At 55.6% G+C, this 26510-nt stretch carries 25 protein-coding genes; 8 read left to right on the plus strand and 17 right to left on the minus strand.

The genetic code is table 11. The features are described from left to right. From E0765_RS12240 to E0765_RS12820, 13 genes are read right to left on the minus strand one after another with little or no spacing between them, the layout of a single operon-like run. Entirely contained in the window at positions 1 to 750 is a 750-nt protein-coding gene (locus tag E0765_RS12240; RefSeq protein WP_132813510.1) for a hypothetical protein, read from the minus strand. Next, positions 743 to 1534, minus strand: coding sequence for an ATP-binding protein (locus E0765_RS12245; RefSeq protein WP_165921757.1), 792 nt, complete (start codon positions 1532 to 1534; stop codon positions 743 to 745). Before E0765_RS12245 ends, E0765_RS12240 begins: the two co-directional genes overlap by 8 nt. 1 nt (position 1535) lies before the next feature. Continuing rightward, on the minus strand, positions 1536 to 3044 hold the full coding sequence (locus E0765_RS12250) for a type II secretion system protein GspD (protein WP_165921758.1): 1509 nt from the start codon (positions 3042 to 3044) through the stop codon (positions 1536 to 1538). Beyond that, positions 3041 to 3391 carry a hypothetical protein gene (locus E0765_RS12570; protein WP_165921759.1) on the minus strand — a complete coding sequence of 117 codons (351 nt, stop codon included), beginning with the start codon at positions 3389 to 3391 and terminating at the stop codon, positions 3041 to 3043. Before E0765_RS12570 ends, E0765_RS12250 begins: the two co-directional genes overlap by 4 nt. A 5-nt stretch (positions 3392 to 3396) precedes the next feature. Further along, a complete protein-coding gene (locus E0765_RS12255) occupies positions 3397 to 4026 on the minus strand; it encodes a hypothetical protein (RefSeq protein WP_132813513.1) in 630 nt (209 codons plus the stop codon). Further along, positions 4023 to 5489, minus strand: a complete 1467-nt coding sequence (locus E0765_RS12260) for a hypothetical protein (protein WP_132813514.1) — start codon at positions 5487 to 5489, stop codon at positions 4023 to 4025. Before E0765_RS12260 ends, E0765_RS12255 begins: the two co-directional genes overlap by 4 nt. Before the next feature lie 28 nt (positions 5490 to 5517). Then, on the minus strand, positions 5518 to 5970 hold the full coding sequence (locus tag E0765_RS12265; RefSeq protein WP_132813515.1) for a type II secretion system protein: 453 nt from the start codon (positions 5968 to 5970) through the stop codon (positions 5518 to 5520). Continuing rightward, entirely contained in the window at positions 5967 to 6401 is a 435-nt protein-coding gene (locus E0765_RS12270) for a hypothetical protein (protein WP_132813516.1), read from the minus strand. The genes E0765_RS12265 and E0765_RS12270 overlap by 4 nt, the downstream gene beginning before the upstream one ends. Further along, positions 6401 to 7237, minus strand: coding sequence for a type II secretion system protein (locus E0765_RS12275; protein WP_165921760.1), 837 nt, complete (start codon positions 7235 to 7237; stop codon positions 6401 to 6403). Before E0765_RS12275 ends, E0765_RS12270 begins: the two co-directional genes overlap by 1 nt. A gap of 2 nt (positions 7238 to 7239) precedes the next feature. Then, a complete protein-coding gene (locus E0765_RS12280) occupies positions 7240 to 7887 on the minus strand; it encodes a type II secretion system protein (protein ID WP_132813518.1) in 648 nt (215 codons plus the stop codon). Continuing rightward, positions 7884 to 10736: a DUF6701 domain-containing protein gene (locus E0765_RS12285; protein WP_132813519.1), complete on the minus strand. Its 2853-nt coding sequence runs from the start codon at positions 10734 to 10736 to the stop codon at positions 7884 to 7886. The genes E0765_RS12280 and E0765_RS12285 overlap by 4 nt, the downstream gene beginning before the upstream one ends. A gap of 37 nt (positions 10737 to 10773) precedes the next feature. Continuing rightward, positions 10774 to 11247, minus strand: coding sequence for a type II secretion system protein (locus tag E0765_RS12290; RefSeq protein ID WP_132813520.1), 474 nt, complete (start codon positions 11245 to 11247; stop codon positions 10774 to 10776). 10 nt (positions 11248 to 11257) lie between these two features. Further along, positions 11258 to 11713, minus strand: a complete 456-nt coding sequence (locus E0765_RS12820; protein ID WP_132813521.1) for a type II secretion system protein — start codon at positions 11711 to 11713, stop codon at positions 11258 to 11260. A 183-nt stretch (positions 11714 to 11896) separates the two neighbouring features. Here E0765_RS12820 and leuA point away from each other — a divergent pair, with 183 nt between their 5' ends. The 8 genes from leuA to E0765_RS12335 all read left to right on the plus strand — a co-directional run bounded on the left by leuA (position 11897) and on the right by E0765_RS12335 (position 21872). After that, the gene (leuA, locus tag E0765_RS12300) at positions 11897 to 13564 is read left to right on the plus strand and encodes a 2-isopropylmalate synthase (RefSeq protein WP_132813522.1); all 1668 of its coding nucleotides are present in this window, start codon (positions 11897 to 11899) and stop codon (positions 13562 to 13564) included. A gap of 93 nt (positions 13565 to 13657) precedes the next feature. Beyond that, entirely contained in the window at positions 13658 to 16210 is a 2553-nt protein-coding gene (alaS, locus tag E0765_RS12305; protein WP_132813523.1) for an alanine--tRNA ligase, read from the plus strand. Then, entirely contained in the window at positions 16207 to 16746 is a 540-nt protein-coding gene (locus E0765_RS12310; protein ID WP_132813524.1) for a hypothetical protein, read from the plus strand. The genes alaS and E0765_RS12310 overlap by 4 nt, the downstream gene beginning before the upstream one ends. A gap of 1 nt (position 16747) precedes the next feature. After that, on the plus strand, positions 16748 to 17302 hold the full coding sequence (gene maf / locus E0765_RS12315) for a septum formation inhibitor Maf (RefSeq protein WP_132813525.1): 555 nt from the start codon (positions 16748 to 16750) through the stop codon (positions 17300 to 17302). Position 17303: 1 nt separating this feature from the next. Continuing rightward, positions 17304 to 18056, plus strand: coding sequence for a M48 family metallopeptidase (locus E0765_RS12320; protein WP_132813526.1), 753 nt, complete (start codon positions 17304 to 17306; stop codon positions 18054 to 18056). After that, entirely contained in the window at positions 18053 to 19168 is a 1116-nt protein-coding gene (locus E0765_RS12325; RefSeq protein ID WP_132813527.1) for an aminotransferase class I/II-fold pyridoxal phosphate-dependent enzyme, read from the plus strand. Before E0765_RS12320 ends, E0765_RS12325 begins: the two co-directional genes overlap by 4 nt. Next, the gene (locus E0765_RS12330) at positions 19165 to 19863 is read left to right on the plus strand and encodes an ATP-binding cassette domain-containing protein (RefSeq protein WP_132813528.1); all 699 of its coding nucleotides are present in this window, start codon (positions 19165 to 19167) and stop codon (positions 19861 to 19863) included. The genes E0765_RS12325 and E0765_RS12330 overlap by 4 nt, the downstream gene beginning before the upstream one ends. After that, complete coding sequence (locus tag E0765_RS12335) at positions 19863 to 21872, plus strand: penicillin-binding protein 1A (protein ID WP_255417916.1); 2010 nt, start codon at positions 19863 to 19865, stop codon at positions 21870 to 21872. Before E0765_RS12330 ends, E0765_RS12335 begins: the two co-directional genes overlap by 1 nt. A gap of 10 nt (positions 21873 to 21882) precedes the next feature. On the opposite strand, the gene E0765_RS12340 is transcribed toward E0765_RS12335, so the two are convergent. The 4 genes from E0765_RS12340 to E0765_RS12355 form a co-directional block, all read right to left on the minus strand. Next, a complete protein-coding gene (locus tag E0765_RS12340) occupies positions 21883 to 22443 on the minus strand; it encodes a DedA family protein (protein ID WP_132813529.1) in 561 nt (186 codons plus the stop codon). A 3-nt stretch (positions 22444 to 22446) separates the two neighbouring features. Then, positions 22447 to 24420, minus strand: a complete 1974-nt coding sequence (gene uvrB, locus E0765_RS12345; protein WP_132813530.1) for an excinuclease ABC subunit UvrB — start codon at positions 24418 to 24420, stop codon at positions 22447 to 22449. Positions 24421 to 24567: 147 nt separating this feature from the next. Next, positions 24568 to 25719 carry a hypothetical protein gene (locus E0765_RS12350; RefSeq protein ID WP_132813531.1) on the minus strand — a complete coding sequence of 384 codons (1152 nt, stop codon included), beginning with the start codon at positions 25717 to 25719 and terminating at the stop codon, positions 24568 to 24570. Positions 25720 to 25750: 31 nt separating this feature from the next. Further along, a complete protein-coding gene (locus E0765_RS12355) occupies positions 25751 to 26401 on the minus strand; it encodes a hypothetical protein (protein WP_132813532.1) in 651 nt (216 codons plus the stop codon). Between the last annotated feature and the right edge of the window lie 109 nt (positions 26402 to 26510).

The raw sequence follows: 26510 nt of genomic DNA on the forward strand, positions 1-26510 counted from the left end.
TCATCTCCATGTCCGGATCAGCTCGGCGGCCGCTTTGGAGTTTTTGTAGTTCAGGTAGAGTTCCAAAATGCCGATCGCTTCGGCGGTGCGCCCCTGGGCGTGTATTGACTTGGCGTAGAGCAGCCACGATTCTTCCCCCTCGCGGTTGATCCGGTTGGCTTTTTTGGCCCAGATCGCCGCGTCGATGAAGTTCTCTTTCGCGTAGAAATCGCGGGCTGCGGCCATGGCGGTTTCGTATTTGGGATTGTTGTAATAGGCGTCCACGGGGTTGAGGGCGTTTTGGGTGTTGACCTGAAACAGCGCACTTGAGGCGGAAGGGATCGCGGGTATCGCATTCTCGCGCGGTTGAGAGGGAGCTTCGAGAGGTTCGGCGGGAACCTGGGACGGGGGCGTTTCTGCGGGAGCGGATCGTTCGGACGGAGCGGGTACCGCCGAGGCTGGGAGTTTCCGCAGAGGTTTCGTCGGGCGAACCTCTTCCCCGAGGGTCGGCTGGGCGACTTTGATGGGAGACGTTTCGTTCAGCTCGTCGACACTCGGCAAGGGGGGCTGAGTCGCCGGCGCGGGAAGAGTTTTGGTACCGGAAGCGGGGGGAGGGGGCGGAGGCGTTTGGGGCGTGAACCACGTCCGATACGCCGAGACCCCGGCGACAAGAAACAGCAATGCCCCCGTGACGATCAGGGAGATACGGATCATGCGGCGGCGTCTTGAGGCCTGGCAGCGGGCCACGAGTTGGTCGAAATGCTCAATCATGGATCAACTCCGCGCTCATTGCCGCCATCGTGATCGTGCACGACGAGGGGTGGAGGTATTTGGTTTTTTGGTGGGCGTTGGTGTAGTGCAGCAGATGGAAAAAATGGTAAAAAAGCTTCTTGAAATTCCGGAAATTTCCGCCGCTGATGCGATGCGCTTTTTTGATAAGGGAGGGAGAGAGCTCATCGATATCGGAATAGCCGATCCGAAGCAGTTCCCGGTAAAGGTAGTTTTTGCACTCGTTGGGGGTGAGGCAGGAGAGCTCTACGACGCGGTGAGGACGGCTTTTGAAATGGGGAGCCTGCAAGATTGCCTCTCCCTCTTTCTTGTGCATCGCCAGCAGGAACCAGAACGCCTGCGAATCGCTGAGCATCCGGACAAATTCGCGCATTTCGACGCTGAGCAGCTGTGCTTCGTCGATCATGACGACGTGGTCGGTACCGCGATAGAGCTCGGTCGCCTGAACCCGCAGCCGCTCGATATCTTCCCCCTCCGCAACGACTCCCTTGTGACGTATGAGCTGGTAGAGAAAACTCAACGGGGTGATGAAGGGGGTCTCGATCAGGATGACATGGCGCTCTTCGTACCAGCGGTCGTAGAGGAGGTTCAGGAGGAATGTTTTTCCGCTGCCGGGTTCCCCGATGAGGTAAATGGGCTGCGGGAATTTTTCGTCGAGGCAGGTGGCGATTTTATCGATCGCCGAGAGGGCGCTTTGCATTTCGAAATAGTCCTGTGTGTTTCGACGCTCTTCGAACCGTTCCGCCGCTTTGAGCCAGGTCGTCATCTCAGTCAAACCGTTTGAGCACCGCATCGTCGATCGTGGGGAGGGTGTCTTCCTTGATCAGCGTCGGGGTAATCAGAATGAAGAGTTCGCTTTTGCGTACCGTGTCGGTCGTGTTGTGAAACAGCCGCCCGAAGAGGGGAATATCCCCGACCAGGGGCACTTTGGTATCGCTTTTGTCGATTTTTTTCTCGATCAGACCGCCTATGAGGACTTTTTGGGAGTCTTTCACCTTGACGATGGAGGTCATCTGTTTGACCCGGGTATCGGGGGGCATCGCCCGTTCGGTCTGGGTCGTTGAAGAGGAAGACCCCCCGCTTCCGGAGAGCTCCGAATCGTCGATGAGTTCGCTGGTGATCGGGTTGATCCGCATGATGATGTAACCCTCTTCGGTCACTTCGGGGATGATGTTGAGCGTCAGCCCCACAAAGACCGATCCCAGGGTGTTCGTCGTGGTCGTGGGGGTGGACGTGGTGCCGATGATGCTGCCGTTTTGGTAGAGGTAGCTCAGCTGCTGTCCGACGTTGATGACGGCGGGCTGATTATTGAGGGTAAGCACTTTGGGGTTAGAGAGGACTTCGACGTCCCCGTAGGTCTTGAGAAAATCGATCAGCCCGGCGGGGTTGAAATCGATGCCGAATTTGTAGACCGGGTTGGCCACCCCGGTGTTGTTGAAGCTGTTCGAATAGGTGCCGTTGAGGGCGAGGCTGAAGTTGCTCCAGTTGACCCCCACCGAGCTGTAGTCGTTGTAGGTGAGCTCGATGAGGTGCGCTTCGAGCATCACCTGGGCATGCATCCGGGATTCGAGTTTGTCGAGGTAGCGTTTTACTTCCGCAAGCTGCCGTTTGGTGGCGGTGACGCTGACGACGGCCGCGTCGCGGTTGACCATCGTTTTGTGGAGGGCTTCGTTGTAGGCGTCGTCGACCTGGAGAATCTGCTGGATGTGCTCTTTGAGCTGATCCCAGAAGGTAAACGTCGAAATCGCCCGGACTTTCGTGTAGTCGGTATTTGAACCGCTGTTGAGATTCCCCGATCCCGAACCGTTGTTCCCGGTTCCCGTAGTGTTTCCGGTCGTACCGTACCCCGAGGAGTTCCCGGCGTTGGTTCCCGGCCCCACGGTGATCGATTTGGTCGATTCGGTGATCAGCTCGGACATGTTGATGTAATCGACGTTGAAATTGACCGTTTTGGTGTAGGCGACCCTCACGACCCCGCGCTGGGCGTCATAGGTGTGAAACAGGTTGTGCTCGTCGAAGATGAAGGCGAAGAGTTCGGGGACGCTGTAGTCTTGGATATTGACCATGTCCAGCGGCTGCATCAGCTTTTCGCGGGCGAGGTTGTCCTCGAACACGACGCTGATGTTGCAGGTCTGCGCCACGTCGCGCACGAGATCGAGCAGGGTAAGCCCGCTTCCGCGGTTTTGGTAGGCGTTGAGGCTGAACCGTTTGTTGTCGCACTCCTGAGCCCCGAACAGGGCCGAAACAAAGATCAGCGTCAGGAAAAATATTCTCACGGAAGATCCTTGGCCCGAAGGACCGGGCGGGTAGCGCCGACGCCGAAGACGACGAGGCGGTTCCCTTCCCTGAGGCCGACGAAACGGTTTTGGATGTAGGCCACTTCCCGGTCGTTCACCTTGTCGCCGACGCGGTACCATGCCCCGTTGATAAACGCTTTGTCGTTCATTACCGCGCTCACCAGCGTCACCGTCGCAGGCTGCGGTGCGGCGAGCATCGGCGGAGGGGGGAGCAATGCGGATGAGGGATTCGCATTTTTAGGGCGGGCCGCTTTGCGGAACGGGTCATACATCTGCGCGTCCAGTGCGGTTGAAACGATCAGGCAGGCAATTATCCATGCGGTCATTCTCCTCATATTTCGATCCCCATGTAGAGGATGACGGCGGTAAAACGCGGGTTCTTCTCGCCGGCGCGTATGTGGACGCTTTTGACCTGAACCAGCGTGTTTTGCGCTTCGGCAAACGACAAAAACTCCGCGACGGCGGGGAACCTTCCGTTCCCGGTAACCGTCAGCTGCTTGAGCTGTTTGACTTTTCCGTAGAACACTTTGTCGGTATCGACCGATTCCATCGTCTCGATTTCGAGGCCGAGCTTCAGGGAACGTTCCAGTAGAATATCCAGCATTTTAGCATAGCGGCGGTTGTCGAACAATAGCCCCTGCGAATCGGACATCTGTTCGAGCAGGGCGATTTTGTTTTGGCGAAGCCGTTCGAGTTCGTCGTTTTTCTGAGCCAGTTCATGATTGACGCGGGCGATTTTTTCCCGGTAAGCCGCGGGAGAATTGCGTTCGACCGTTGTTTCGAGCTCTGCGGTTCGGTCTTTAAGTGCGGAGAGTTCGTCCAGGGCGTCGGAGATGAAAAACATCCAGCTCATCATCAGGATCCCCGCGCTGATGATGGCGTAAATGAGCCGCCGTTTGAACGGCTCGTAGGCTTCGAGCTGGCCGTCGAGGATCTCGAGACGGTAGTCCATGCGACTCATCGGGTCACCTTCACGACGGCGTTATAGGTGTCGTTGTCCAGGGTGATTTCGTCGGTTTGCACGTTTTGGTATCCCAGGGCGTAGAGACCGCTCATCAGTTTGGCGATGTCGTCGCGTTTACGGTAGTCGGCGACGACATGCAGCGCCATCCCTTTGGAACCGTTTTGTTCCATGCTCAGCGTTCCGAGACGGTAGCGCCCCAGTTCGGACGTGACGTCGAGAAGCATTTGCTGGCGTTTGAGATGCATTTGCCCGATCAGCTCGGCGGTTTCGCGGCTGCCGCGTACCATATCGATTTCCCGGTTCAGCGCTTCGGCGTCGTGACGCGCCTTTTCGAGCTGCCGCATCCGGTCGCCGAGCGTCGATGAGAGTTCACTGCTCTGCCCTTCGATGCGTGAGAGCGTTTGGATCAGTTCCGCGTTGCGGCGGGTTTCGTCCGAAATCTGCCACGATATCGCCAACGGCACTGCCAGGGCGACGAGTACAGACGCGGCGATGACGCTTAAGAACTTTCCGCTTTCGCGCCGGTACCACGGTGCCTGGCGTTCGAACGGGGAGAGGTTGAAAGAGGTGTTTCCCATCTGCCCTGCGAGGTGTTCGGCGCACAGCAGGTTGTGGAGAGCGTCGTCGGCGGGGTGTCCTTTGGTGATCGGAGCGATGGGGGCGCGGGTGATGCCGTAGGCCTCGAAAACGCTCTCCAGCCCCGGTATCGTATGCCCCTTGAAATCGAGATAGATCCGGTCGATTTCGGTGAGGCCGAACAGTCCGCGCTTGTGGTTGATCGTATGGACCAGACGTTCGACGTTGCGCGAGAGGGCATCCTGGATCAGCAGGCATTTGGCCGATTCTTCGGGGGGATAGTTATCCTCGACGACGCCCCGTTCGCAGAGAACCCTGAACAGCGTTTCACGCTCGCAGCCGCATTCCGCGGCGAGCGCGGCGAGGCTCTCCAGGCTCCGGTGGGCGATGTAATGCCCCTCTTGGTAGATGGCGGCGTAGGATTCGTTGTCGCCCAAATGGAGGAAAAGGTCGTTTTTCCCCGGCGGGGTGGTGCCGTCGTAAAACGATCCGTACACCATGATGGCGGGTACGATGAGGTCGATCGATCGGGTTTTCGCCAAGGCGGCGGAAAAATACTCGGCTGCTTTGGCATGTGAGAGGGCAAACGCTTCGAACAGGTAGCTGTTCTCGCTCGGAAGGTCATGGCGGACGTAGGCGATCGTATATTCTTCGTTGTTCTCGAGATTTCCCTCTTCGAACATCCGGATTTCGACGAGGATTTTCTGTTCTTCCTCGCTGAGATGGTTCGGGAGTTTGAGTGTGTGGATGTTGAGCAGGGAGAGGGGGACGATAGCCCCCGAGGGGATTTTTTGAATGTCGCGGCCGTCCGGTTCGCCGAATACTCCGTCCGTGTAGGTCGATGTCGCGTCATGATCAATGTAGAGAATCGTGTTCAGGGGCATCGGTCCGCTTTGTTCGTAGATAATGTGCTCAATTATTGTACATGATTATAGCATATCCGCTTTGGGGAAAGAGACGGATGAGGACATCGCTCTCTTGCTCATCGTCGGTGTTGTGAAACGTGATGTCGATCGGCGCGTGGATCAGGCTCTCGAGAGCGATCGAATACCCCATATCGTGAGGGCGGCCAAGCGCGTCGAAACAGACGGTATCGCCGCGCCCCGTGTGGGTGATCGTCGAGCGGATATCGTGTGCGGAGGTGGCGTTCTCCTCGAGGCCCGCTTCGGTGAGGGTGACGCACCCTTGCGACTGCACCCCGTCGTACCCGATCGCGCGGTAGCGCGCCTCTTTGAGTTTGAGGAGGGCGTACTGGGCGTCTTCGTAGGCGTTGTTGGAGCGGTAGGTGTAAAAACCGATGCCGCTGACGATACCGATGAGGACGATGACGAAAATAAATTCCAACAGGGAAAACGCTTTTTTCATGGGCGTTGCAGACTCCTTCGTTCCAGCCGGATCGGATGGAGCACTTTGGCGCCGGAGGCGGTCGTCACGACGACCCTCATGCTGAGCATCCCGTGCGAGGGGGTATAAGTGATCGGGGTATAAGGGACGTTCGTGCAGCCTGAGCCGTCGGCGAGGTAGTAGCGTTCCACCCTCACCAGCGCGTTAAAGCGCTGATCTGGGGACGTGACGTTCAGTTCCCTCAGGCAGCCGCCGCCGCTGCGGTCGAACGTGCCGATCCGCAGCAGGGCGGCTTCGGTGGCGCTTTGCATGAAGAGTTCGGCCTGTTCGCGGGTGTAGCTGTCAACATAGTGGTTGACGTTGATGGAAGCGTATTTGAGCGTTACCGTCACGATCCCCCCGACGAAGATGAGGATGGTCAGCGCCTGGGGCAGTCCGAACGCGGGGCGCATCAGAACACCACCTTTTGTTTGGAGAGTTTCACGGGACTCAGGCTGCCGCGGACGGGACGGTTCATGTCGATGGAGAGACGGATCGTGCCGTTGAGCATCTGGGCCCTGAAAGCGTTGACCCCGGTGGCGAGGACGGTGACCTTCCCGTCGCAGAAATTTTCCCCTTTCCAGGGACGGTAGTCGTAAAACAGCAACAGCGTATCGTCGTCGAATGCGGGGTTGGGAAAGCATGCGGCGGCGTGTTCTTTGCGGGTGATGGCGTACGCCGAATCGGCGATGCGGTACTGCTCGTAGATCGTTTCGGGCGGGGTGCCGCCGAGCGTGATCGTGTTCGGCAGGCTGCCGCTGATGCCGTAGCCTTTGAACGTCGTCTGCGAAAAGAGAAGCAGGAGGTCGGAGAAATCGAGGGAGGGATCGTTCCATTTGATCTTTTCCCTTACAAGGAGCGCCGAGAGGTTCGTGTCGGGGGAGTAGAGCGTCCGGGTCGAAAAATCGGAGCGGTTGAGATCGACGAACCCGCTGTAATCCCCCGACAGGTAACTCTCGTCCGCCGAGCCGTACCATTCGAGGATCGTTTTGTCGTTCACTTCATCCAGCGGACGGTAGGGGCGGGAGTCGTTAAAATCGAATCCGACGGCGGAGAGGGGGATGCGGTTGTAGAGGAGCGAACTGATCTGGTCGAGGGCGCTTTGCGAATCGATCGAGAGGGTGCTGAGCGCTTTGGCCTTTTCCGAACGCAGGGCGATCGCTTCGAGCGCCTTGAACATCCCCATCGAGAGGATCCCCGCGATGGCGACGGTGAGGATGATTTCGATCAGGGTGTAGGCACGGCGCATCGTCAGTTCCAGGGGATCGAATTGATCTGCGCCGTACCGATGTTGAAGGCGTGGTAGTGCAGAACGCCGATGCATCCGCTGTGGCGGTTATCGATGTGGTAGCCCACTTTTACGGTAATGAACTTGGTGTTGCTGGTCCCCTCTGCGAGGGGAACCGACGAGAGGAGCGCGGCCCCCATCGGCGGAGGATCGGCGACGTAGGCCACGGCGGGGGTGAGGGTATAGAGTTTTGTCCCGGCGCTGCGGGAGCAGTTGCTGTCGGTGTCGATGGGGAGGGCGTAGTCGTCGACGTCGTTCATGTCGCTCCCCTCCGCCCCGAGGGGCGATGCGTTGTAATCGCTGCCTGAGGGTTCGATGCAGTTGCGTCCGCCGATGAATCCCCCGATCCGGTACCCTCCGGTGATATTGCATTCGTAGGCGGGGTTCCCGTCGGTGACTTGGAGAATCTGGCCGTGGAGGGTATTGTTTTCGTCCCAGGGGAGGTTGATAATGGCTCCCATGAGCGTCATCGCGTTGTACATCGCCTCTTCTTTGACAGCGGTCTGGGAGGTTTGGTTGAGGGCGTTGATAAGGCGGGGGATCACCGTGAAAACGACCCCGATTATGACGGTGGCGAGGATCAGCTCGATCAGGGTAAGTGCGCGTCTCATCGGAATACCTTCTCCCCCTTTTGGATGATTTTTTTCGCCGGGGTCAGGGGAAAATCCGATCCCGTGAAGCTTCCGCTCGTGACGCCGCCGATAGGGGACGTTCCGAAAAAACGGTAATCGAAACACGGATGGCGGGTGCAGGTCGTACCGTCGGCAAAACTGTAATCGTTAGCCGTAGAGTACCACAGCCACGAAGGAATTTCCAAATGGATCAGGGCGTGCGCGACGCCGTCTGGATTGACGATGCGGATCGGATGCTGTCCCTCAAGGGGGAGGGGGGAAGCGTCGATCGAAATGGTGGAGGAAACCCCCGTTTTGGTCGTCGAAGGGTAATCGTTTCCGCCAAGAACGGCTCCCTGCGAGAGGGAAGTGTGTCTCAGGTTACGGTACCATCCCAGGACGTTCTGGGGCATTCCCGCGACGTAAGGCGTGGGGAGTGCGCTGTAAACCTCGAACTCGATCGGGTTGGGTGCATCCGTTTGGTCGGTCGAGAGGTCGTATCCCCGTACCCGGCCATACACGAATGTTGCCGTTCCCGAAGGGAGCGTCGACCCCTCGACGCCGTCGGTATCCTCAACGCCCAGCGTGCTCAGGTTGAAATCAAAAGGGTTCAGGGCAACCGAGCGGCTGCGGTCGAAGTTAATCCCCAGTTTCAGCACGGCAGAGCCTTGTACGAACCGCTCGGGGGAGAGTGCGAACGTGACGGGAGAGGGTTTGGTGACGTTCCCCTCCTCCCCGCCGTAGAGTTCGTAATAAAACACTCTGCCCAGTGCCGAGGGCAGAGTCGAATAGGAAAACTGCCCCGCGGCGGTTTTGGCGTAGCATCCGGCCCTATAGTTGCGGGTGACGTTCCCCTCGGCGTTTTTGGCGGTGATGTTGGCATCGAGCTGCGCGGACATGTTCAGATCGTTCGAGAGATAGGTGAATTCCCCTCCGTTGAAATTCCCCAGCGTCGCGTTGATGTCGAAGCGGTGGGGTTTGAACGTAACTTGGGCATGCGCGCTTCCGATCGGGAGGAGATCGGCGCTAAACGCGCTTCCGTCGCTGACGTTGGCGTCGTCACAGTCGATCCGGGTGAAGCGGGCGGTACAGGGGAAGGAGCGGTCGGAGATGTTGACGTCGAGTACCCCCGCTTCGGCGTAGCGGGTCGTCAACATCCGGACCCCGTCTGAAAAAGACCATCCCGAAACGGGTGAAGGGTTCAGCGTCCCGCTGGTGCAGGCAAGATTGTGCTCGGCGTAACTGACGCCGAAACCGGCCCCGGCGCTCTCGTTGTATCCGGCGGCCGGGGCAGCCGCAAAGTCGTTGGCGGCAAAGGTAAGGTTGAAATCGCTTCCGGCGATCCCCTGGGGTGCGCTCAGCGCAAACGATGCGGGACGGACCGAAAAATAATCGCTTGCGAGCGTCGTGTTGTCTTCGCTGCTCAGGGGGCAGGGGAGGGAGACGCCGCGTTTCCAGTGCAGCCTCACCCCCGCGTAATCGCTCCCGCCGACCGCCCGCGCGACGGTAAAAACGGCGTTCTGGGTCGGCGTCGAGGCAAACAGCAGCTGCGCCCAGTCGGTGATCGGCGTCCCGGTGCCGTCGACGATGGCGGCGCACACGGTACCGTTGAAATCCTGCGCAACGGTGCGCGTAGCGTCGAGTGACGCGACGGTGAGGGTGAAGCTTTTGCTCGCTATTTTCGTCGAAATGTTACGGTCGGCAATGCCCCGAAACGTATCCCAGGCGTCGAACCGCCCCCCGAACGGAGGGACGTACGCGATGACGTTGAGGGTATCGGAGGCACTCGCGGTGCCGGTGTTGTTTTGTTTGACCGAGAGGGTCGCGGTGTCGGTGATCGTCGTCCCCGCCGGGGCGGTGACTTGGAGCTGAAGGTTGATTTCCGCACTCGATCCCGTCGGAAGGGCGAGGAGAAAGGTCCCGTTGACGAGCCGCCAGAAAAACTGGGGAGAGGTGGAGACGACCGTTCCGTAGGGGCTCGAGGGCATCAGGGGATCAAGAAGCGTCCCCCCGTCGTGCGAGACGTAGGAGAGTCCCGATGGGATGAGATTGGAGACGTTGACGTCGCTCACGCCGATCGATCCGCTCGAGGGATTGACGATCCGAAGGGTCAGTGTCACCGTATCGCCGCTGTAGGCTTCGGTGCGGTCGAAGAGCGCTTCGATCGAGACGGCGGCGCTCAAACTGGAATCGGGGGGGAGCAGATCGGTATTGGGGACCCCGGGCGAGGGGGTGACCTCTTCGTCGGTTCCCGGATAGGTCTGGTAAAAGTCGCCGCTTCCGTCTGTGAGCCGCGAAAGGTCCTGGAGGTTCGGGTCGACTCCGCTCATAATAATGCTGCATGCGGACGATGCGACCGCGTAATAGTTGTACTGCTTTTTTTTGTAGTAGTTGAAATAATCGACGACCACGGCGGCACCCTCGCTCAGGGGGGCGGTCGTGTTGGCGATGAACACCTCCCCATCAGAGGGGTCGAGGCCGTCGATCTGGTAAACGATGATCGTCCCTTTGGGATAGGCGGCGGCGGTGTCGGTACCGGTCGAACCGTCGGGATAGCGCACGTCTCCCAGCCCGCTCCCGATGTCGATGTATTTGTGGGTGTTATGGTCGTTGACGTAAAGCCGCCAGCCGCTGATCGTCGTCGTTTCGTTGAAATAGATTTCGACCATCTCCAGGTAAAGGCCCGATTGGGTGTAGAGCTCGTTGGCCGTGACGGTGCGGATTTGCGCGGCGGGAGAGGCGCAGTTGAGATTCATGACGGTCGCGGGCGGAGTGTAGGGGGTGCCGTCGTCGGCGTATGAAAGCAGAGCCAGCAACAGCCACAATACGACACCCACTGCTCTTTTCATGTTCACGTTTCCTTATGAGCGCCGGCGGGAGCGGGGATCAGGGTTCGATCAGTTTAAAGACGCCCGTCGTCGAATTGTATTCCCAGTAATCGTCACCGTCGGGTTTGTTGGGAATACCGGTGTGCTCGGTCTTGTTCCCGGTCGCGGGACCGTAATAGCGGGGAGGGGAGAATGCGTCGTTCCGGACCCACTCGCCGTTTTCGGCATTTTTCAGCAGATTTTTGAACGGGTTGAGGGCATCCCCCATCGCCTCGGCTTCGGGGTAGCCGTAGCTGTTGAGGAGCGAAGAGTTCTGCTCGTTCCCCCACGTAAACATACATCCGTTGGTGATCCATTCCCCGTGCGTCGCATCGATGGCGCTTTGGACCGAAGAGGCGGTCGAAAGCTCCGAAGCGATTTTCGAGTTGTCGATCAGATCCCCGAAACGGGGAATCACCAGCGTCGAGAGGACCCCGACGATGACGATGACGAGAATCAGCTCTATTAGGGTAAAGCCTTCCCCCTGGCGCATGCGCAAGCTATTAGTAAGTGACGGTTTTGTTCAGATCGGCACCCGTGACGGAGCTGACGTTGAGGTCGCTCAGACATTTCGATTGACTGACCGAATCGACGAAATTGTCGCAGTCGATCAGGTACTGGACGCTGCGGTCGGCGAGGTTGAGACGGATCGTCGCGACGGTTCCCTCGGTAGTAATGTAATTGTAGGTTCCGTTCGTGTCGTTGGCGTCGTACGACCACCCTTTGCCCGATACGTTGACCAGTTCGGAGAGGGTGAATTCGCTGTCGTTTTCAAGCCCTACGCGGTTAACCGCGGCATTGATGGCGCTGGTCGCCGTATCGATAGTCGTTTTAATCACCCCTTTGACTTCCGCGTTTTGCTGAAGGTTCAGATACTGCGGGATAGCGACGGCCGCCAAAACCCCGATAATGACGATGACCATGATCAGTTCGATGAGGGTGAATGCACTGCGTTTCATGTTAGAAGAATCTCCGATCCATTTGATGATTACATTCCGTTTTTCAGAAATGCTTTAGAAAAACATTATCGTCCAAACTTCCTTAATGTTTAATGACCTCAAAGGGCTTTTCGCTATAATCACGTTACTCATTACCCCCTCAGCAAGGGAATGAGGAGTTCAATAACAAAGAGAGGTTTCGTTATGAAACACATACAGACGGGCAAATACCGCCCTTATCCCCAAGTCGATTTGCCGAACCGCGTTTGGCCAACCAAAACCATCACCCGCGCTCCCATCTGGTGCAGTGTCGATCTTCGCGACGGAAACCAGGCGCTCGTGACGCCGATGAATTTGGATCAGAAACTTGAACTCTTCACCCTATTGCTGAAACTGGGATTTAAAAACATCGAAGTGGGATTTCCTTCCGCGTCGAAGGTCGAATTCGACTTTTTGCGCACCCTCGTCGATCAGAAACTGATTCCCGATGACGTCACCATCCAGGTCCTCGTCCAGGCGCGCGAGCATCTGATCGATAAAACCTTCGAGGCGCTCGCAGGGGTCAAAAAAGCGATCGTCCACCTTTACAACTCGACGTCGGTCGCACAGCGCAAGATCGTGTTCGGCAAAGAGCAAGACGACATCATCGCACTCGCCCTTGAGGGGGTCGACATGGTCAAGGCACGGGCGCAAAAACACGACGGCGAGATCATGCTCGAATACTCCCCCGAGAGTTTTACGGGGACCGAGCTTGAATTCGCCGCGCGGATCTGCAACGCCGTGATCGAGCGGTGGGGAGTGAACGAAAACCGCAAGGTGATTATCAACCTCCCCGCGACGGTAGAGATGGCGACGCCGAACGTCTATGCCGACCAGGTGGAGTGGATGGGGCGCCATTTGATCCACCGCGAGCACGTGTTGATTTCGACCCACACGCACAACGACCGGGGGACCTCGGTCGCCGCCACTGAGCTCGCACTTCTCGCGGGTGCCGACCGGGTCGAGGGGACGTTGCTGGCCAACGGCGAGCGGACGGGGAACGTCGACATCATCACCCTCGCGCTCAACATGTACACGCAGGGGATCGATCCGGAGCTTGATTTTAGCGATCTCGATACCGTCGTCCGCACCGTCGAGCGGTGTACCGACATCGAAACCCATGTCCGTCACCCCTATGTCGGGGAACTCGTCTACACGGCGTTTTCGGGATCGCACCAGGATGCGATCAACAAGGGTCTTGCGTATCAGCGGACCAAGCATGACGCGTTCTGGGAAGTGCCCTACCTTCCGATCGATCCCCAGGATGTGGGGCGCAACTACGAGGGGATCATCCGGATCAATTCCCAGTCGGGTAAAGGGGGCGTAGCCTATGTCCTGGAGGACAAGTTCGGCTATTCGCTCCCCAAAAAGATGCACCCCGAGATCGGCCGGATCGTCCAGCACGTCACCGATGAAGCGGGGCGGGAACTTTCGTCTGAGGAGATTTTCGGGATTTTCGAAAAAACCTATTTCGGCGAACCGCACGACATCGAATTCCTCGATTATTCGGTTATCAGCGAGAGCGCGAAAGACAAGCTGGTTAAATGCGTCCTCGAGTACAGCCACAACGGCAAAACGATCCGGAGCGAAGGGCAGGGGAACGGCCCGATCGATGCGTGCAAAAACGCGCTGATGGTTGAATATTCCCACCCGTTCAAAATCCTCTCCTACTCTGAGCATTCGCACGGGGAACTCTCCAGCGCCGAGGCGATCGCCTACATCGAGATCCAGACGGAGAAACTCGAGAGTTTCTTCGGCGTGGGGCGCGACAGCGACATCACCGTTGCCTCCATTAAAGCGATGTTCAGCGCTCTCAACCGGGCGTTTTCATAAGGATTTTCCGCTTGCGCGGGAAATCCTCTCCTAATTCTTCTTTTACGACTTCTTCGCTATAATCGCGCAATTTTTACTATTGCGAGTAACCCAATGTTAGACGTCCGCGAAGCCTTTTTGGCCTTTTTCGAATCCAAACAACACGAGCGCACCGCGAGTTCGCCGCTGGTCCCCGATGATGCGACCCTGCTCTTTACCAACGCGGGGATGGTTCCGTTCAAATCGGTCTTCACCGGGGATATCCCCATCCCGGCCAACCCGCGTGCCACGAGCGCCCAGACCTGCGTCCGCGCCGGCGGGAAGCACAACGACCTCGAAAACGTCGGTCATACCGCGCGCCACCATACCTTCTTCGAGATGCTCGGAAACTTCAGTTTCGGCGACTATTTTAAGGAAGAGGCGATCGCCTACGCGTGGGAATTCGTTACCGAAGTGATGAAACTGCCGAAGGAAAAACTCTGGGTCACCGTCCACGAAAGCGACGACGAGGCCGAAGAGATCTGGAAAAAACACATTGCCGCCGATCGGATCATGCGTCTGGGAGACAAGGACAACTTCTGGCAGATGGGTGATACCGGCCCCTGCGGTCCGTGTTCGGAGATCTTCATCGACCAGGGTGCCGAGCACTTCAACGGCCCTGAAGATTATATGGGGGGAGACGGCGACCGGTTCTTGGAGATCTGGAACCTCGTTTTCATGCAGTACGAGCGTAACGCGAAGGGCGAGCTCAAGCCGCTTCCCAAACCTTCCATCGATACGGGGATGGGACTGGAACGTGCGACTGCGGTACTCGAAGGGGTCACCAGCAACTACGACAGCTCCCTTTTCATGCCGATCATCCGGAAGGTCGAAGCCCTCATCGGCAAGCCTTACGTCTACGCGACCGGCGCATCGTACCGCGTCATCGCCGACCATATCCGTACCGTCACGTTCCTCCTGGCGCAGGGGACGAATTTCAGCAACGAGGGGCGCGGTTACGTCCTGCGCCGGATTTTGCGCCGCGCGGTGCGCCATGGTTATCTGCTCGGGTTTACCAAACCGTTCATGTTCGAAGTCGCCGATACGGTGGCCGAAGTGATGGGGAAACAATACCCCTACATCGTCGAGAAACTCGCTATCGTCAAAGAGCAGATCATGCTCGAAGAGGAGCGTTTTTTCAAGACGATCGCCTCGGGGATCGAACTGTTCAACGAAGAGCTTAAAAACACGAAAGAGGTCTTCAGCGGCGAAGTGGCGTTCAAGCTTTACGACACGTTCGGCTTCCCACTTGATCTGACCGAGGACATGCTGCGCGAGAAAAACATGAGCCTCGATACCGAGACGTTCGAGCGGCTCATGAGTGAGCAGCGCGAGCGTGCCAAAGCAGCCTGGAAAGGCTCGGGAGATGCCCACGTCGAGGGGGATTTCAAAACCCTTCTGGAGACTTTCGGGGTGAACGCTTTTATCGGGTATGGCTACACCAAAGCGCCGGTCAAAGTGCAGGCGCTGCTGGGTGAAAACTTCGAGCGCGTCGACCAGCTAAGCGCCCACCAAAAAGGGTGGGTACTGCTTGAACAGACCCCGTTCTACGCCGAAAGCGGCGGACAGTGCGGCGACAGCGGAACCCTAGGCGATAAAGCCCTCGTTCTTGATACCAAAAAATTCCACGGTCTGAACCTCTCGCATATCGAGACGAAAGCAACCCTCAGCGTCGGTGAAACGGTGGAAGCGACCGTCGATCCTGAGCGCAACGAGATCGCCAAGCACCACTCGGCAACCCACCTGCTGCACGCGGCGCTGTATGAAATCCTGGGCGAACACATCAGCCAGGCAGGTTCACTCGTCGAGCACAACCGGCTGCGCTTCGACTTTTCCCACCCCAAAGCGATGAGCGCCGAAGAGATTTCCCTCGTCGAAGAGCGGGTGAACCAGCACATTTTCCATGCGCTGGAGGGGATTACCCGCGAAATGAGCATCGACGAGGCGAAAAAAAGCGGTGCGAAAGCACAGTTCGGCGAAAAATACGGCGATACGGTCCGCGTCGTCAATTTCGGCTCGGCATCGGTCGAATTCTGCGGCGGGACCCACGTTGAGAACACCGCCTCCATCGGGACGTTTGTCATCGTCAAAGAGAGCGGCGTAAGTGCCGGGGTACGCCGTATCGAAGCGGTGTGCGGCAACGCTGCCTACAACCTCTTCAAAACGCAGCGCCATCTTCTCGAAGAGGTTGAAGCTTCGGTGAAAAACCGCGACGTCATTGCGGGGATCGAGCGTCTCAAAGAGCAGGTGAAAACCCTCAAAGCCGAGATGAGTGCTCTGGCATCGGCTTCCAAAGAAGAACTCGCCGTGACGATGATGGGCAACACCGCCGTCGTCGTCGCCGAACTGGGTGCGGGGGACATCAAGGAACGGATCGACGAGCTCAAAAACGCCCACGATTCGGTTGCGGTGATGCTCTTCCAGGTCAAGGACGACAAGGTGATGCTGGCGGCGGGGGCGAAAAACACCCCTCTCAAAGCGGGTGACTGGATCAAGGCAATCGCGCCGATCCTCGGCGGGGGCGGCGGCGGACGTCCCGATTTCGCCCAGGCTGGGGGAAAAGACGCTTCCAAACTCCTTGAGGCCAAAGACGCCGCGCTGGCCTACGTGACGAAGGAACTTTCATGAAAGAATTTATCGTCGAAACGTTTGCGCATCACCGGACGCTGATCGTCTTTTTGCACGTTCTCAGCGCCGTCGTCTGGGTCGGGGGAATGATCGCGATCCGCTTTGCGACCCATCAGTCGCTTGCAATGATTTCCGATCCGAAACTTCGTCTTGAACGTGCCGCCCATACGCTGAAACGTCTTTTTTCCATCGTGTGGCCGTTTGTGGTCATTTTGCTGGTAACCGCGATATTCATGGCGGTCGGTCTGGGCTTTCGCTCCGCCGCTCTGGATGGATCGGGCAACGTCATCGACGAGTATGCGATGAGCCTCTACAACACCGTCCACATCAAAGAGGCGATCTGGCTGGTGATGGCACTTAACCTGGGTGCCATGATGCACCGCCGCGCCAAAGCCGAGAAAGCGTTGAAAGCGGGCAATATTGAAGAAGCCAAAGCTATGCTCGCTCTGATCGCCAAGTATATGGTTCCGGTCAATATCGCGCTTGGCCTTGCGGCGATTTATCTCGGCGTCTTTTTGCGGGGCGCCTACGCCTGACATGCTGCGGCTGGGCTCTTCTTCTATTACCCGTGCCGAGCTTTTGAGTGCGGCGGGTATCCCTTTCCTCCAAGAATCGGTCGATTTTGACGAAGACTCGATAATCGCGACCTCTCCTAAAAACTTTGTGTATCAGGCGACCCTTGGTAAATACCGCGTCAATCTGGAAGCTTTCGGCTGCGCCGATTATCCGCTTCTGGTGGCCGATACCGTCGTAACGGCACAGGGAAAAATCCTCCGCAAGGCCAAAGACGAAACGGACGCCCGGGAGATACTCGCTGCCCAAAGCGGTTCGGAAACCGATATTATTACCTGTATGATCTACAAAACGCCCCGCCTTGAACTGATCGACATGTCGGTGACCCGCTATTTTTTCGGTCCGTTCGATCCTGCGGACGTGGAACGCTATCTCCGAAGCGGTGAATGGCGCGGGAAAGCGGGGGCGTGCATGGTGGAAGGGTTTTGCAAACCCTATATCCGGGAAGTACGGGGATTCGAGAGCACCGCGATGGGGCTTTCGGTCGAAATCCTCAAACGATTCATGGAGGAGGGGTGATATGACGTTACGTGCGTTGATCCTTGCGGCGGTGCTGATGGGGGGGTGTGCGACCACCCCGGTGACGAACCGGACGCAGTTCATGATGATCTCCACCGACCAGGAGATGAGCCTTGGGGCGAGCGAAGCGCAAAAAGTGCTGAAAACCTCCAAGCTCAGTACCGACAAGGCGCTCCAGGCGAGGGTAAAGCGGATCGGGGAACGGATCGCCGCGGTGAGCGGGCGCAGCGATTTCGCGTGGGAGTTTAACGTCATCGAGGACGCTACACCCAATGCGTTTTGTCTTCCGGGCGGAAAAGTTTTTTTCTATACGGGCATTTTGAAAATTGCCGAAAACGACGACCAGATCGCCACGGTGATGGGACACGAGATCGCCCATGCCCTCGCTCGGCACGGTGCCGAACGCCTCTCGATGCAGACGGCGAGCAACATCGGCGCGCAGGTACTGGCGACTGCTCTGAACATCCCCGCACAGTATCAGAACCTCTACTCGCAGGCGTACGGGATCACCTCGCAGGTGGGGCTGATCCTCCCCTACAGCCGTAAATTCGAACACGAAGCCGACCAGATCGGGATCTACCTGATGTGGAAAGCGGGTTACAATCCCGTTCAGGCACTGCGGTTCTGGGAAAACATGGCGCGCCTCTCCCGGTCGGCGCAGAAACCGCCGGCATTTCTTTCGACCCACCCCGCCGATGTAGAGCGGATCGCCGAAATCCGCGAATACATCGCGCAGCTGCCGATCCGCCAATGAATCTTCCCTACGCCGGCGAGCTAAAAGCCCTCAAACGTTCCGGACGCTACCGGGAACGACGCCTTACGGATGAGACGCTTCTCGATGCCGCGTCCAACGATTACCTGGGACTCTCCCACCGCGAGGAGCTTCATCGCGCCGCCTGCGAGACCCTTTCGCGCAGCCCGTACCATGCGCCCAAAGCCTCGATGCTGGTGGGAGGCTACCACCCTATCCACGCCGCGTTCGAGAGCGCCTTGTGCGAAGCCAACGGCTTTGAATCGGGGATCGTGATGGGGAGCGGGTTCAATGCGAACATCGGTCTCATCGAATCGCTGGTACGCAAGGGCGACGTGCTGCTTATCGACGAGGATTACCATGCGAGCGGGATCCTTGCCTCGCGGTTGTGTGAAGGGGAGGTGCTCTTTTTCCCCCATAATGACGCGGTGTATCTTGCCCAAGCGCTGGAACGGTTTGCGGGGCGGCGGATCGTCGTTGCGGTCGAGGGGATCTATTCGATGGGGGGAGACTGCGTCACGCGCGAGGTCCTTGAGCTTGCGATACGCCACGAAACGGTATTGCTGATCGACGAAGCCCACAGCAGCGGCGTCATCGGGCCCAATCTCATGGGGATTCTCGATCATTACGCCATCACGCCGACTCCGCTCATGGTCAAAATGGGGACGCTGGGAAAAGCGTACGGAAGTTTCGGGGCATACGCGCTGTGCTCGGAACACCTGTGCGAATACCTGATCAACCGGGCGAAAAACGTCATCTATGCGACCGCCCCCTCGCTTTACGATACGGCGCTGGCCCATCATGCGCTGGATCATATCCGCGCCAACGCCGCCTCATTGCGGGCCGACATCGAATCACGCCGCCAGATCGTGGCGGAGATCCTTGGGATCGACGTCCCGGGGCTGATCGTTCCGATTCCGATCGGGGATAACCGCGAAGTGATGCGGCTGCAAGAAGAGATCAAAAACGAGCTGGGGGTTCATGTCGGCGCAATCCGTCAGCCGACGGTTAAAAAAGCGATTATAAGGCTCATTGCGCGGCTTGAAATCGACGAAGCCGTTTTGCGGCGGGTATGTGAGCGATTTGTCCCGATATTGGATAAAATATCGCGATGAATACCGTCTTGATCGATCGGCTGAAAATCACCCACGGCAAGAGCGTACTCGTCGATATTTCGCTGAATATCGGGAATTCTCTGGCGTTGGTGGGAGAGAGCGGCAGCGGCAAGTCGCTGACTCTCAAAGCGCTGCTCGACCTGCTGGACCCCGGGCTGGAAGCGCAGTTGCAAATGCGGTGCGCGTTTGAATGGGCGCGGGGAAAAAGCGTTGCGCTTGTCCCCCAGAACCCTTTTACGGCCCTCTCTCCGCTGACACGGATCAAAGATCAGATGTTCGTTCCGCGCGAGCGGAGCGAAGAACTTTTCGGGCTTCTGGGGCTGGAGAAAGGGTTGCTCGAACGCTATCCTCCCGAACTGTCGGGTGGGCAGCTCCAGCGCGTCGTCGTCGCGATCGCCCTCTCGAGCATGCCCAGGGTGTTGCTGCTCGATGAACCCACGACGGCACTTGATCCCGTTTCCAAGGAAACGATGATCTCCCTGCTCAAGCGTCTGCAAGGGGTGATGGGGTTTTCGCTCCTGTTTGTGACCCACGACATGGGGGTGGCCGCATCGCTGTGCGAGGAGATATGCGTGATCCGGGGCGGCCGGGTCGTGGAAACGGGCAACACCGCAGAGGTGATCGCCGCTCCCAAAGAAGAATACACCAAAGCGTTAATCGACGCCGAGTTTAAAAACAGAGGATTTAGAATTTGATGAACCTATACGAGCCCGAACAGCTGTCCCTCAAAGCCCGGATGAAGAAATATTTGTTGGTTTTGGCCGGGATTATGATCCTGGTCCCCGTCGGCTTTCTGGGCTACCTGATCTATACGTTCGAATACGAAACGCAGCGCCTTATCAATTACCAGCCGCGCCTTACCACCGAGGTATACGACCGCCACGGGAACAAAATCGCCAACCTGTTCAGCGACCAGCACCGTTATTACGTGTCGTACGAGAACATTCCCCCCCGTCTTATCGAAGCGCTGCTGGCGATCGAGGATACGATGTTTTTCGAACATTACGGCGTCAACCCCGATGCGATCATGCGGGCGATCATCAAAGACGTCACCGCCGGTAAACTCAAAGAAGGGGCGAGTACGATCACCCAGCAGCTCGTGAAAAACACCCTTTTGACACGGGAGAAAAAGTTTTCCCGTAAATTCAAAGAGGTGCTTTATTCGATCCGGATCGAGCAGCAGCTGACCAAAGAGCAGATTCTGGAACGCTATTTCAACGAAATCTATCTCGGTCACGGCTATTACGGGATCAAAACGGCGGCTGACGGCTATTTCCGCAAACCGCTCAAAGAGCTGACCCTCAAAGAATCGGCCATGCTCGTCGGGCTTCCCAAAGCACCGAATTTCTATTCGCCGACCCGCAACTACGAACTGTGTCTGGGACGTGCCAACCGCGTCATCGCCCGGATGCTCGAACTGGGGTGGATCGATCAGGCGACGTACGAAAAAGCGACGCAGGAGAGACCGAAAGTCTACAACGACACCCTGAGCAAAAACTCCGGACCCTATATCATCGACGAGGTAATGCGCCAGCTGGGCGACGCGTTCCCCGACATTCGAAGCGGCGGGTACAAGGTCTATACGACGATCGACATGCGTCTTCAGGAAGCGGGCTACAAAGCGCTCCAGTCGGGGCGCGACGAAATCCTTAAACGGGCACAGGAAGCGGGCGATTTGGATGAAAACATGCAAACGCAGCTCAACGGCGCCCTTATCAGCCTCGATCCCTATACGGGGGAGATATTGGCGATGGTCGGTGGGTATGATTATTCGCTCAGTCCCTTCAACCGGGTCACCCAGGCCAAACGCCAGCCCGGTTCGGCGTTCAAGCCTTTTATCTACCAGGTTGCGCTGGATAGCGGGATGTCTCCCGCGTCGCTCGTTCCCGACATCGCCCGCACCTACACCTATGCGGGGGCCGACGGTGAAGAGAAGACGTGGCAGCCCAAAAACTACAAAAACGAGTACAAGGGGATGGTGACGATCCGCGACGCACTCACCCATTCGCGCAACCTGGCGACGATCAACATGGTGAGCGACATGGGATTTGGCAAAGTGGTCGAAGGGTTGCGCCGATACGGCATCACCGAAAACCTTCCCCCCGATCTCTCGCTGGCGCTGGGGACGATGATGGTCTCTCCGCTCGATCTGGCCAAATATTACACGATGTTCGCCAGCGGCGGCGGTCTGACGAACCCGATACTGGTGCGTGAAGTCGTTACTCCATCGGGCGAGCGGGTCCGTTACGAAAACAAACGCCGTCAGGTCAACACCCCGCAGCAGATTTACCTGATGACCTCGATCCTCAAAGACGTCGTCAACCGGGGCACGGGGACGTTTGCACGCGTTCCGGGGATCGAAATCGCCGGTAAGACGGGGACGACGAACAAAAACGTCGACGCCTGGTTTGCCGGCTACTCTCCGAGCGTCGAAACGGTCGTATGGTTCGGGCACGACAACAATACCCCGATGCGCCGCAGCGAAACGGGAGGGCGTGCCGCGGGACAGGCGTTCCGGTACTTTTATGAGGACATGCTTCGCATCTATCCGAATACGAAACGCTATTTCGACCGCCCGGCCGGAGTGTACGATATCTCCACCGATGCCGAGAGCAACGCCAGCGAAGCGTTCACCGATACCTCAAAAGCGCCTGACGGCACCGAGGGCGCGACTCCGGCGACGAACGAACAGCTCGTTTTCTAAGGCTTCGGCCTTATCGTTTTTTGGTTGCGGCCGAAAAATAAAGCCAGAGGCTTCCCCCGACAACCAAAAGCATAATGGGCGCGAGGTAGGGTTTGTCGGCGACGAGCTCATACCCTTCGATCAGCGCCGCCCCTCCGAGATAACTTCCCCCACCGACGACGAGTGTCCAGATCAACGCCCCCAGTGCATTGTAGCCGCTGAATTTCCAAAAATCGTATTTCGTCAGTCCTACCGCCAGAGGAACCAGCGTTTTGAGGCCGTAGATGAATTTCTTGATGACGATGATCCATGCACCGTGTCTTTTGATCAGCAGATGCGAAAAGGCCAGTTTCCGGCGATGCTTTTTGAAATATTCCATCATCTCCGATTTGTGGTAGCGGGACATGTAAAACAATAACGCGTCGCCGATGAAGTTTGCCGTAAAAGCGACGGCCATCGAGAGGCCAAGGTCCATTTTGCCCATGTAGCTGAGGACTCCCGCACCAAGCAAAGCGACGAAACCGCCGCCCAGTGAGTAGAGGAATACGACCACGTAGCCGTAGGTCGAGAGGTTGGTGAGCATATCATCCATGAATCATAATTTCCTTATTTTGGCGATTTCGTCGCGCAGCCTTGCGGCTTCTTCGAATTCGAGTTTTTTCGCTGCCTCTTTCATTTTGGCGGTCAGCTCGTCGACGAGCTTTTTACGCTCGGCGGCCGGAAGCGTTTTGGCTTTTTTGGAACGGTTGTAGAGCTCGGCGGGGTCTTCAAGCTTGAGGTTCTCATCGAGACTCCGAGACGTCGAGCGGGGGATGATGCCGTGTTCGGTGTTGAACGCTTCTTGTTTGGCGCGCCGTTCGTTGGTCGTCGTTATCGCACGCTCCATCGATCCGGTGATTTTGTCGGCGTACATGATGACCCGTCCCCGCTCGTTGCGTGCGGCCCGCCCGATCGTCTGGATCAGCGAGGTTTCCGAGCGCAAAAATCCTTCTTTGTCGGCGTCGAGGATCGCGACCAGGCTCACTTCGGGGAGATCGAGTCCCTCACGCAGGAGGTTGATCCCCACCAGCACGTCGAAATCCCCGACCCGAAGGCCGCGGATGATCTGGTTGCGCTCGATGGCGTCGATTTCGGAATGCATGTACTGTACTTTGATCCCCAGGTCGGCGAGGTACTTGGTGAGCGCTTCGGCCATCTTTTTGGTGAGTACGGTCACGAGGACGCGATCCCCAAGTGCGACCGTCTTTTTGATCTCATCGTGCAGATCCTCGACCTGGTTTGCGATCGGTTTGATCGTAATCAGCGGATCGAGCAGCCCCGTTGGGCGGATAATCTGGTGCGCCAGCGTCGTGCTTAGGTTCAGTTCCTGTTGTGCGGGGGTGGCGGAGACGAACATATAGTGGGGCGCTTTCTCGATAAACTCGTCGATCATCAGCGGCCGGTTGTCCAGCGCGCTGGGGAGGCGGAAGCCGTAGTCAACAAGTACCTCCTTTCGGCTGCGGTCTCCGGCGTACATTCCCCGAAACTGCGGCAGCGAAACGTGCGATTCGTCGACGATGATGAGGTATTTGTCGTGGTGGAGGGCGAAGTAATCAAGCAGCGTATATGGGGCTTCTCCGGGAGCTTTCCCCGTCAGGTGGCGCGAATAGTTTTCGATCCCTTTGCACATTCCGGTCGCCTGAAGCATCTCGAGGTCGAATTCGCACCGCTGCTGTAGTCGCTGCGCCTCGACGATTTTTCCCTGATCGCGCAGCTCTTTGAGCCGTTCTCCCAGCTCCTCCTCGATCGCCTTGATCGCCCGGGAGAGTTTCTCCTGCCCTACGGCAAACTGGCTGGTGGCGTAGATCGTGATCGTCTCGATGTTCTGGATGACGCTGTTGTTCAGCGGTTCGAAGAGGGCGAGCCGCTCCACCTCGTCGCCGAAAAACTCGATCCGCAGGGCCTGATCCTGCCAGTAGGGGGGATAGATGTCGACCACTTCGCCGTTGACGCGGAAATGCCCCCCGTCGAAAACGCTGTCGTTGCGGGCATACCCCATTTCGACGAGGCGCAGCAGCAGCTTTTTCTGGTTCATCTCATCGCCCAGCGCGATCACCTGCACCATCTTTTCGTACTCTTCGGGGTCCCCCAGACCGTAGTTGGCCGATACCGAGGCGACGACGATGACGTCGTCGTAGCTTAGCAGGTTTGCGGTGGCCGAGAGGCGCAGCCGCTCGAGCTCGTCGTTGATCGAGCTGTCTTTTTCGATGAAAAGATCCTGGCGGGGAATGTAGGCTTCGGGCTGGTAATAGTCGTAATAGCTGATGAAATACTCGACGTGGTTTTCGGGAAAAAAGCTTTTGAACTCGCTGTAGAGCTGGGCGGCAAGGGTTTTGTTGTGGGTCATAATGATCGTGGGGAGCTGGACGCTCTCGATTACCTTGGCCATCGTGTAGGTTTTGCCCGAGCCTGTCACCCCCTCGAGGGCGACGTAGCGATCCCCTCGTTTGATGCCTCCGCTCAGTGCTTCGATGGCGACGGGCTGATCGCCTGCGGGTTGATAGGGGGTGTGGACTTTAAAAAGCGGCAAAAGAGACCCTCACAAATAGATGTGAAATTATAGCGGAAATGCGGTTTTCTGTTTGACTTTATGGCAGATGACTGCCTATACGCTGCCGAGAATGTTTTAATTTACTTTTGAGGATAGTGAGGTATTGGGGTGAAATTTTAGAGGAAATTAAATTGTTTTGGAACTATATTTACACTTTTCAATATCAATTGAAGAATGATGAATATAAGCATGTATACAACCATCGTTGTATGTATCTAACTTATTGGTAATGCGTTTTAAATCAGGATTTCGAAAATAGCCTTTGTATAAACTACCAACAGAAGATAAAGCAACTTTTATTTTAAGAAGATTCATGCTACTTCCTTTATGTGTTCCATGATGAGGAGTGATAAAAACATCGAATTGTTTGTTAGATAAAGATTGGCACACTCTATTGATTTGATTTGTTTCTAAATCACCTAAAAAAAGTATTTTGTTATTTTCCGATTTAAAAGCCAAACTAAGATCATTAGCTGCTGTACGTAAAGCATCGTTTGCTGTTTTTGCTAAAGGGGGTAGTTCAATTGTGCTTATTGGCTTATTGGTGAATGATTCTTCCTCTACTTTTGAATCAGTACTTTTCATATTGGCATTAGGATAGTCATCTTTGTCTTCATGTTCGGGAATGTTATTCTTGTATTTTTCAGTTATAGCTCTGGAATATTTTTCAGCTAATTCGTTTAATTCTGGATGTTCTTCTTTTGCTTTTTCAAAAGCTCCGATCGCTTTTTTTATTTTTGAAACAATTACTTTGTCTTCAGAATCTAAAGTCCTCCCATTCGTATTAGATTGTATTTTTATAACTCTTGGAGGCCATAATACTTCATACTGTGTGCCATTATGATTGAATATGTCTCCCTTAAACAAAGGAGCATATTGAAAAGTCGTTGTGCTGACTCGATGTAATTGTTCAATCAAGTCAGCAGCAGCGGAACCACTAGTAGTGCCGAGTGTAATGTAATGATTCATTGCTATTAGATATGAAAAAAAAGTGACTCCAATATCTTTACCAGCTGCATCAATGATAGTTGGTATTCCTGGGTAATAAACATGTTTCAAATCAAAAAACGGATGAGTTAAATAAAATAGGCCATTATAGTGGTCATCATGAAAGTGTGATAATACAAATGTTTCAATATGGTGAATAGGATAGCATCTACAACATCGATGGTAATGATAGTTTGAAATTTTATCTATATCGCCACCAAAATCAATCATCATTTTGTGATTGATGAAAAGATTAAGACCATTTCCAACATCATGCATACAAACATTCATCATTACGCCTTAGTTTTTATCAAAACAATTTTTATATTTTTTGACTTTCTTGAATAGTACGGAATAATTCAAAATATTCCATTCGAAGATTCTGAATATTGATTTCGGAATCAGATGGTAAATCAGAAAGACTTAGATTGATATTGGCATTTTGCATATTTTTTTGTAAATCATTGTGGAATCTTTGAATAGTACCATATGCTGGGTTATCGCTATTTACAGTTTTTAAAAGAACTTCTAAGTCTATTCCAGTTTTATAAGCTGATAAAAGCATTGGAGTCGTTTCGAGTTGAGCTTCCAATTGAGTTCTCATTCGTACATAGTCTTGAAATTTTTCAACTTTTGGTATTGTCATATCTCGAAGATGATCAAACATTAATTTATCAGTAAATCCACAAACTTTCGCTTTTGCTTCTAGTTGATCAATGGTTGAAAGAAAAGATCTTCCATCGTTATAAATGTCGGTGTCTATAATTTGATCTGAACCTTCAACGGCTATGAAACCTGCAAGAAAAGCTGTTTTCTTTTTTGCATTTTGAACATTTTCATCTTGATTAGTAGGTTTATTAATTTCGATTGATAGTAGTTTGTCAATTTTGAAAAAATTATTCTCAATAGGCATAAATGGAATTGATGTGATAGGTATAATGAATATCAATGACAGGAAATGTTTTTTTTGCATTACGTTATTAAAGAGACTGTTCAGAACTTCGTGTCAGCATCCGATAGTTGAATAAAATATTATCACATTTTATTCACTATTGAGAAGCCCCAAAGTTGTTAAACAAGTT

This window comes from Sulfuricurvum sp. IAE1 (genome assembly GCF_004347735.1).
Classification (GTDB): domain Bacteria; phylum Campylobacterota; class Campylobacteria; order Campylobacterales; family Sulfurimonadaceae; genus Sulfuricurvum.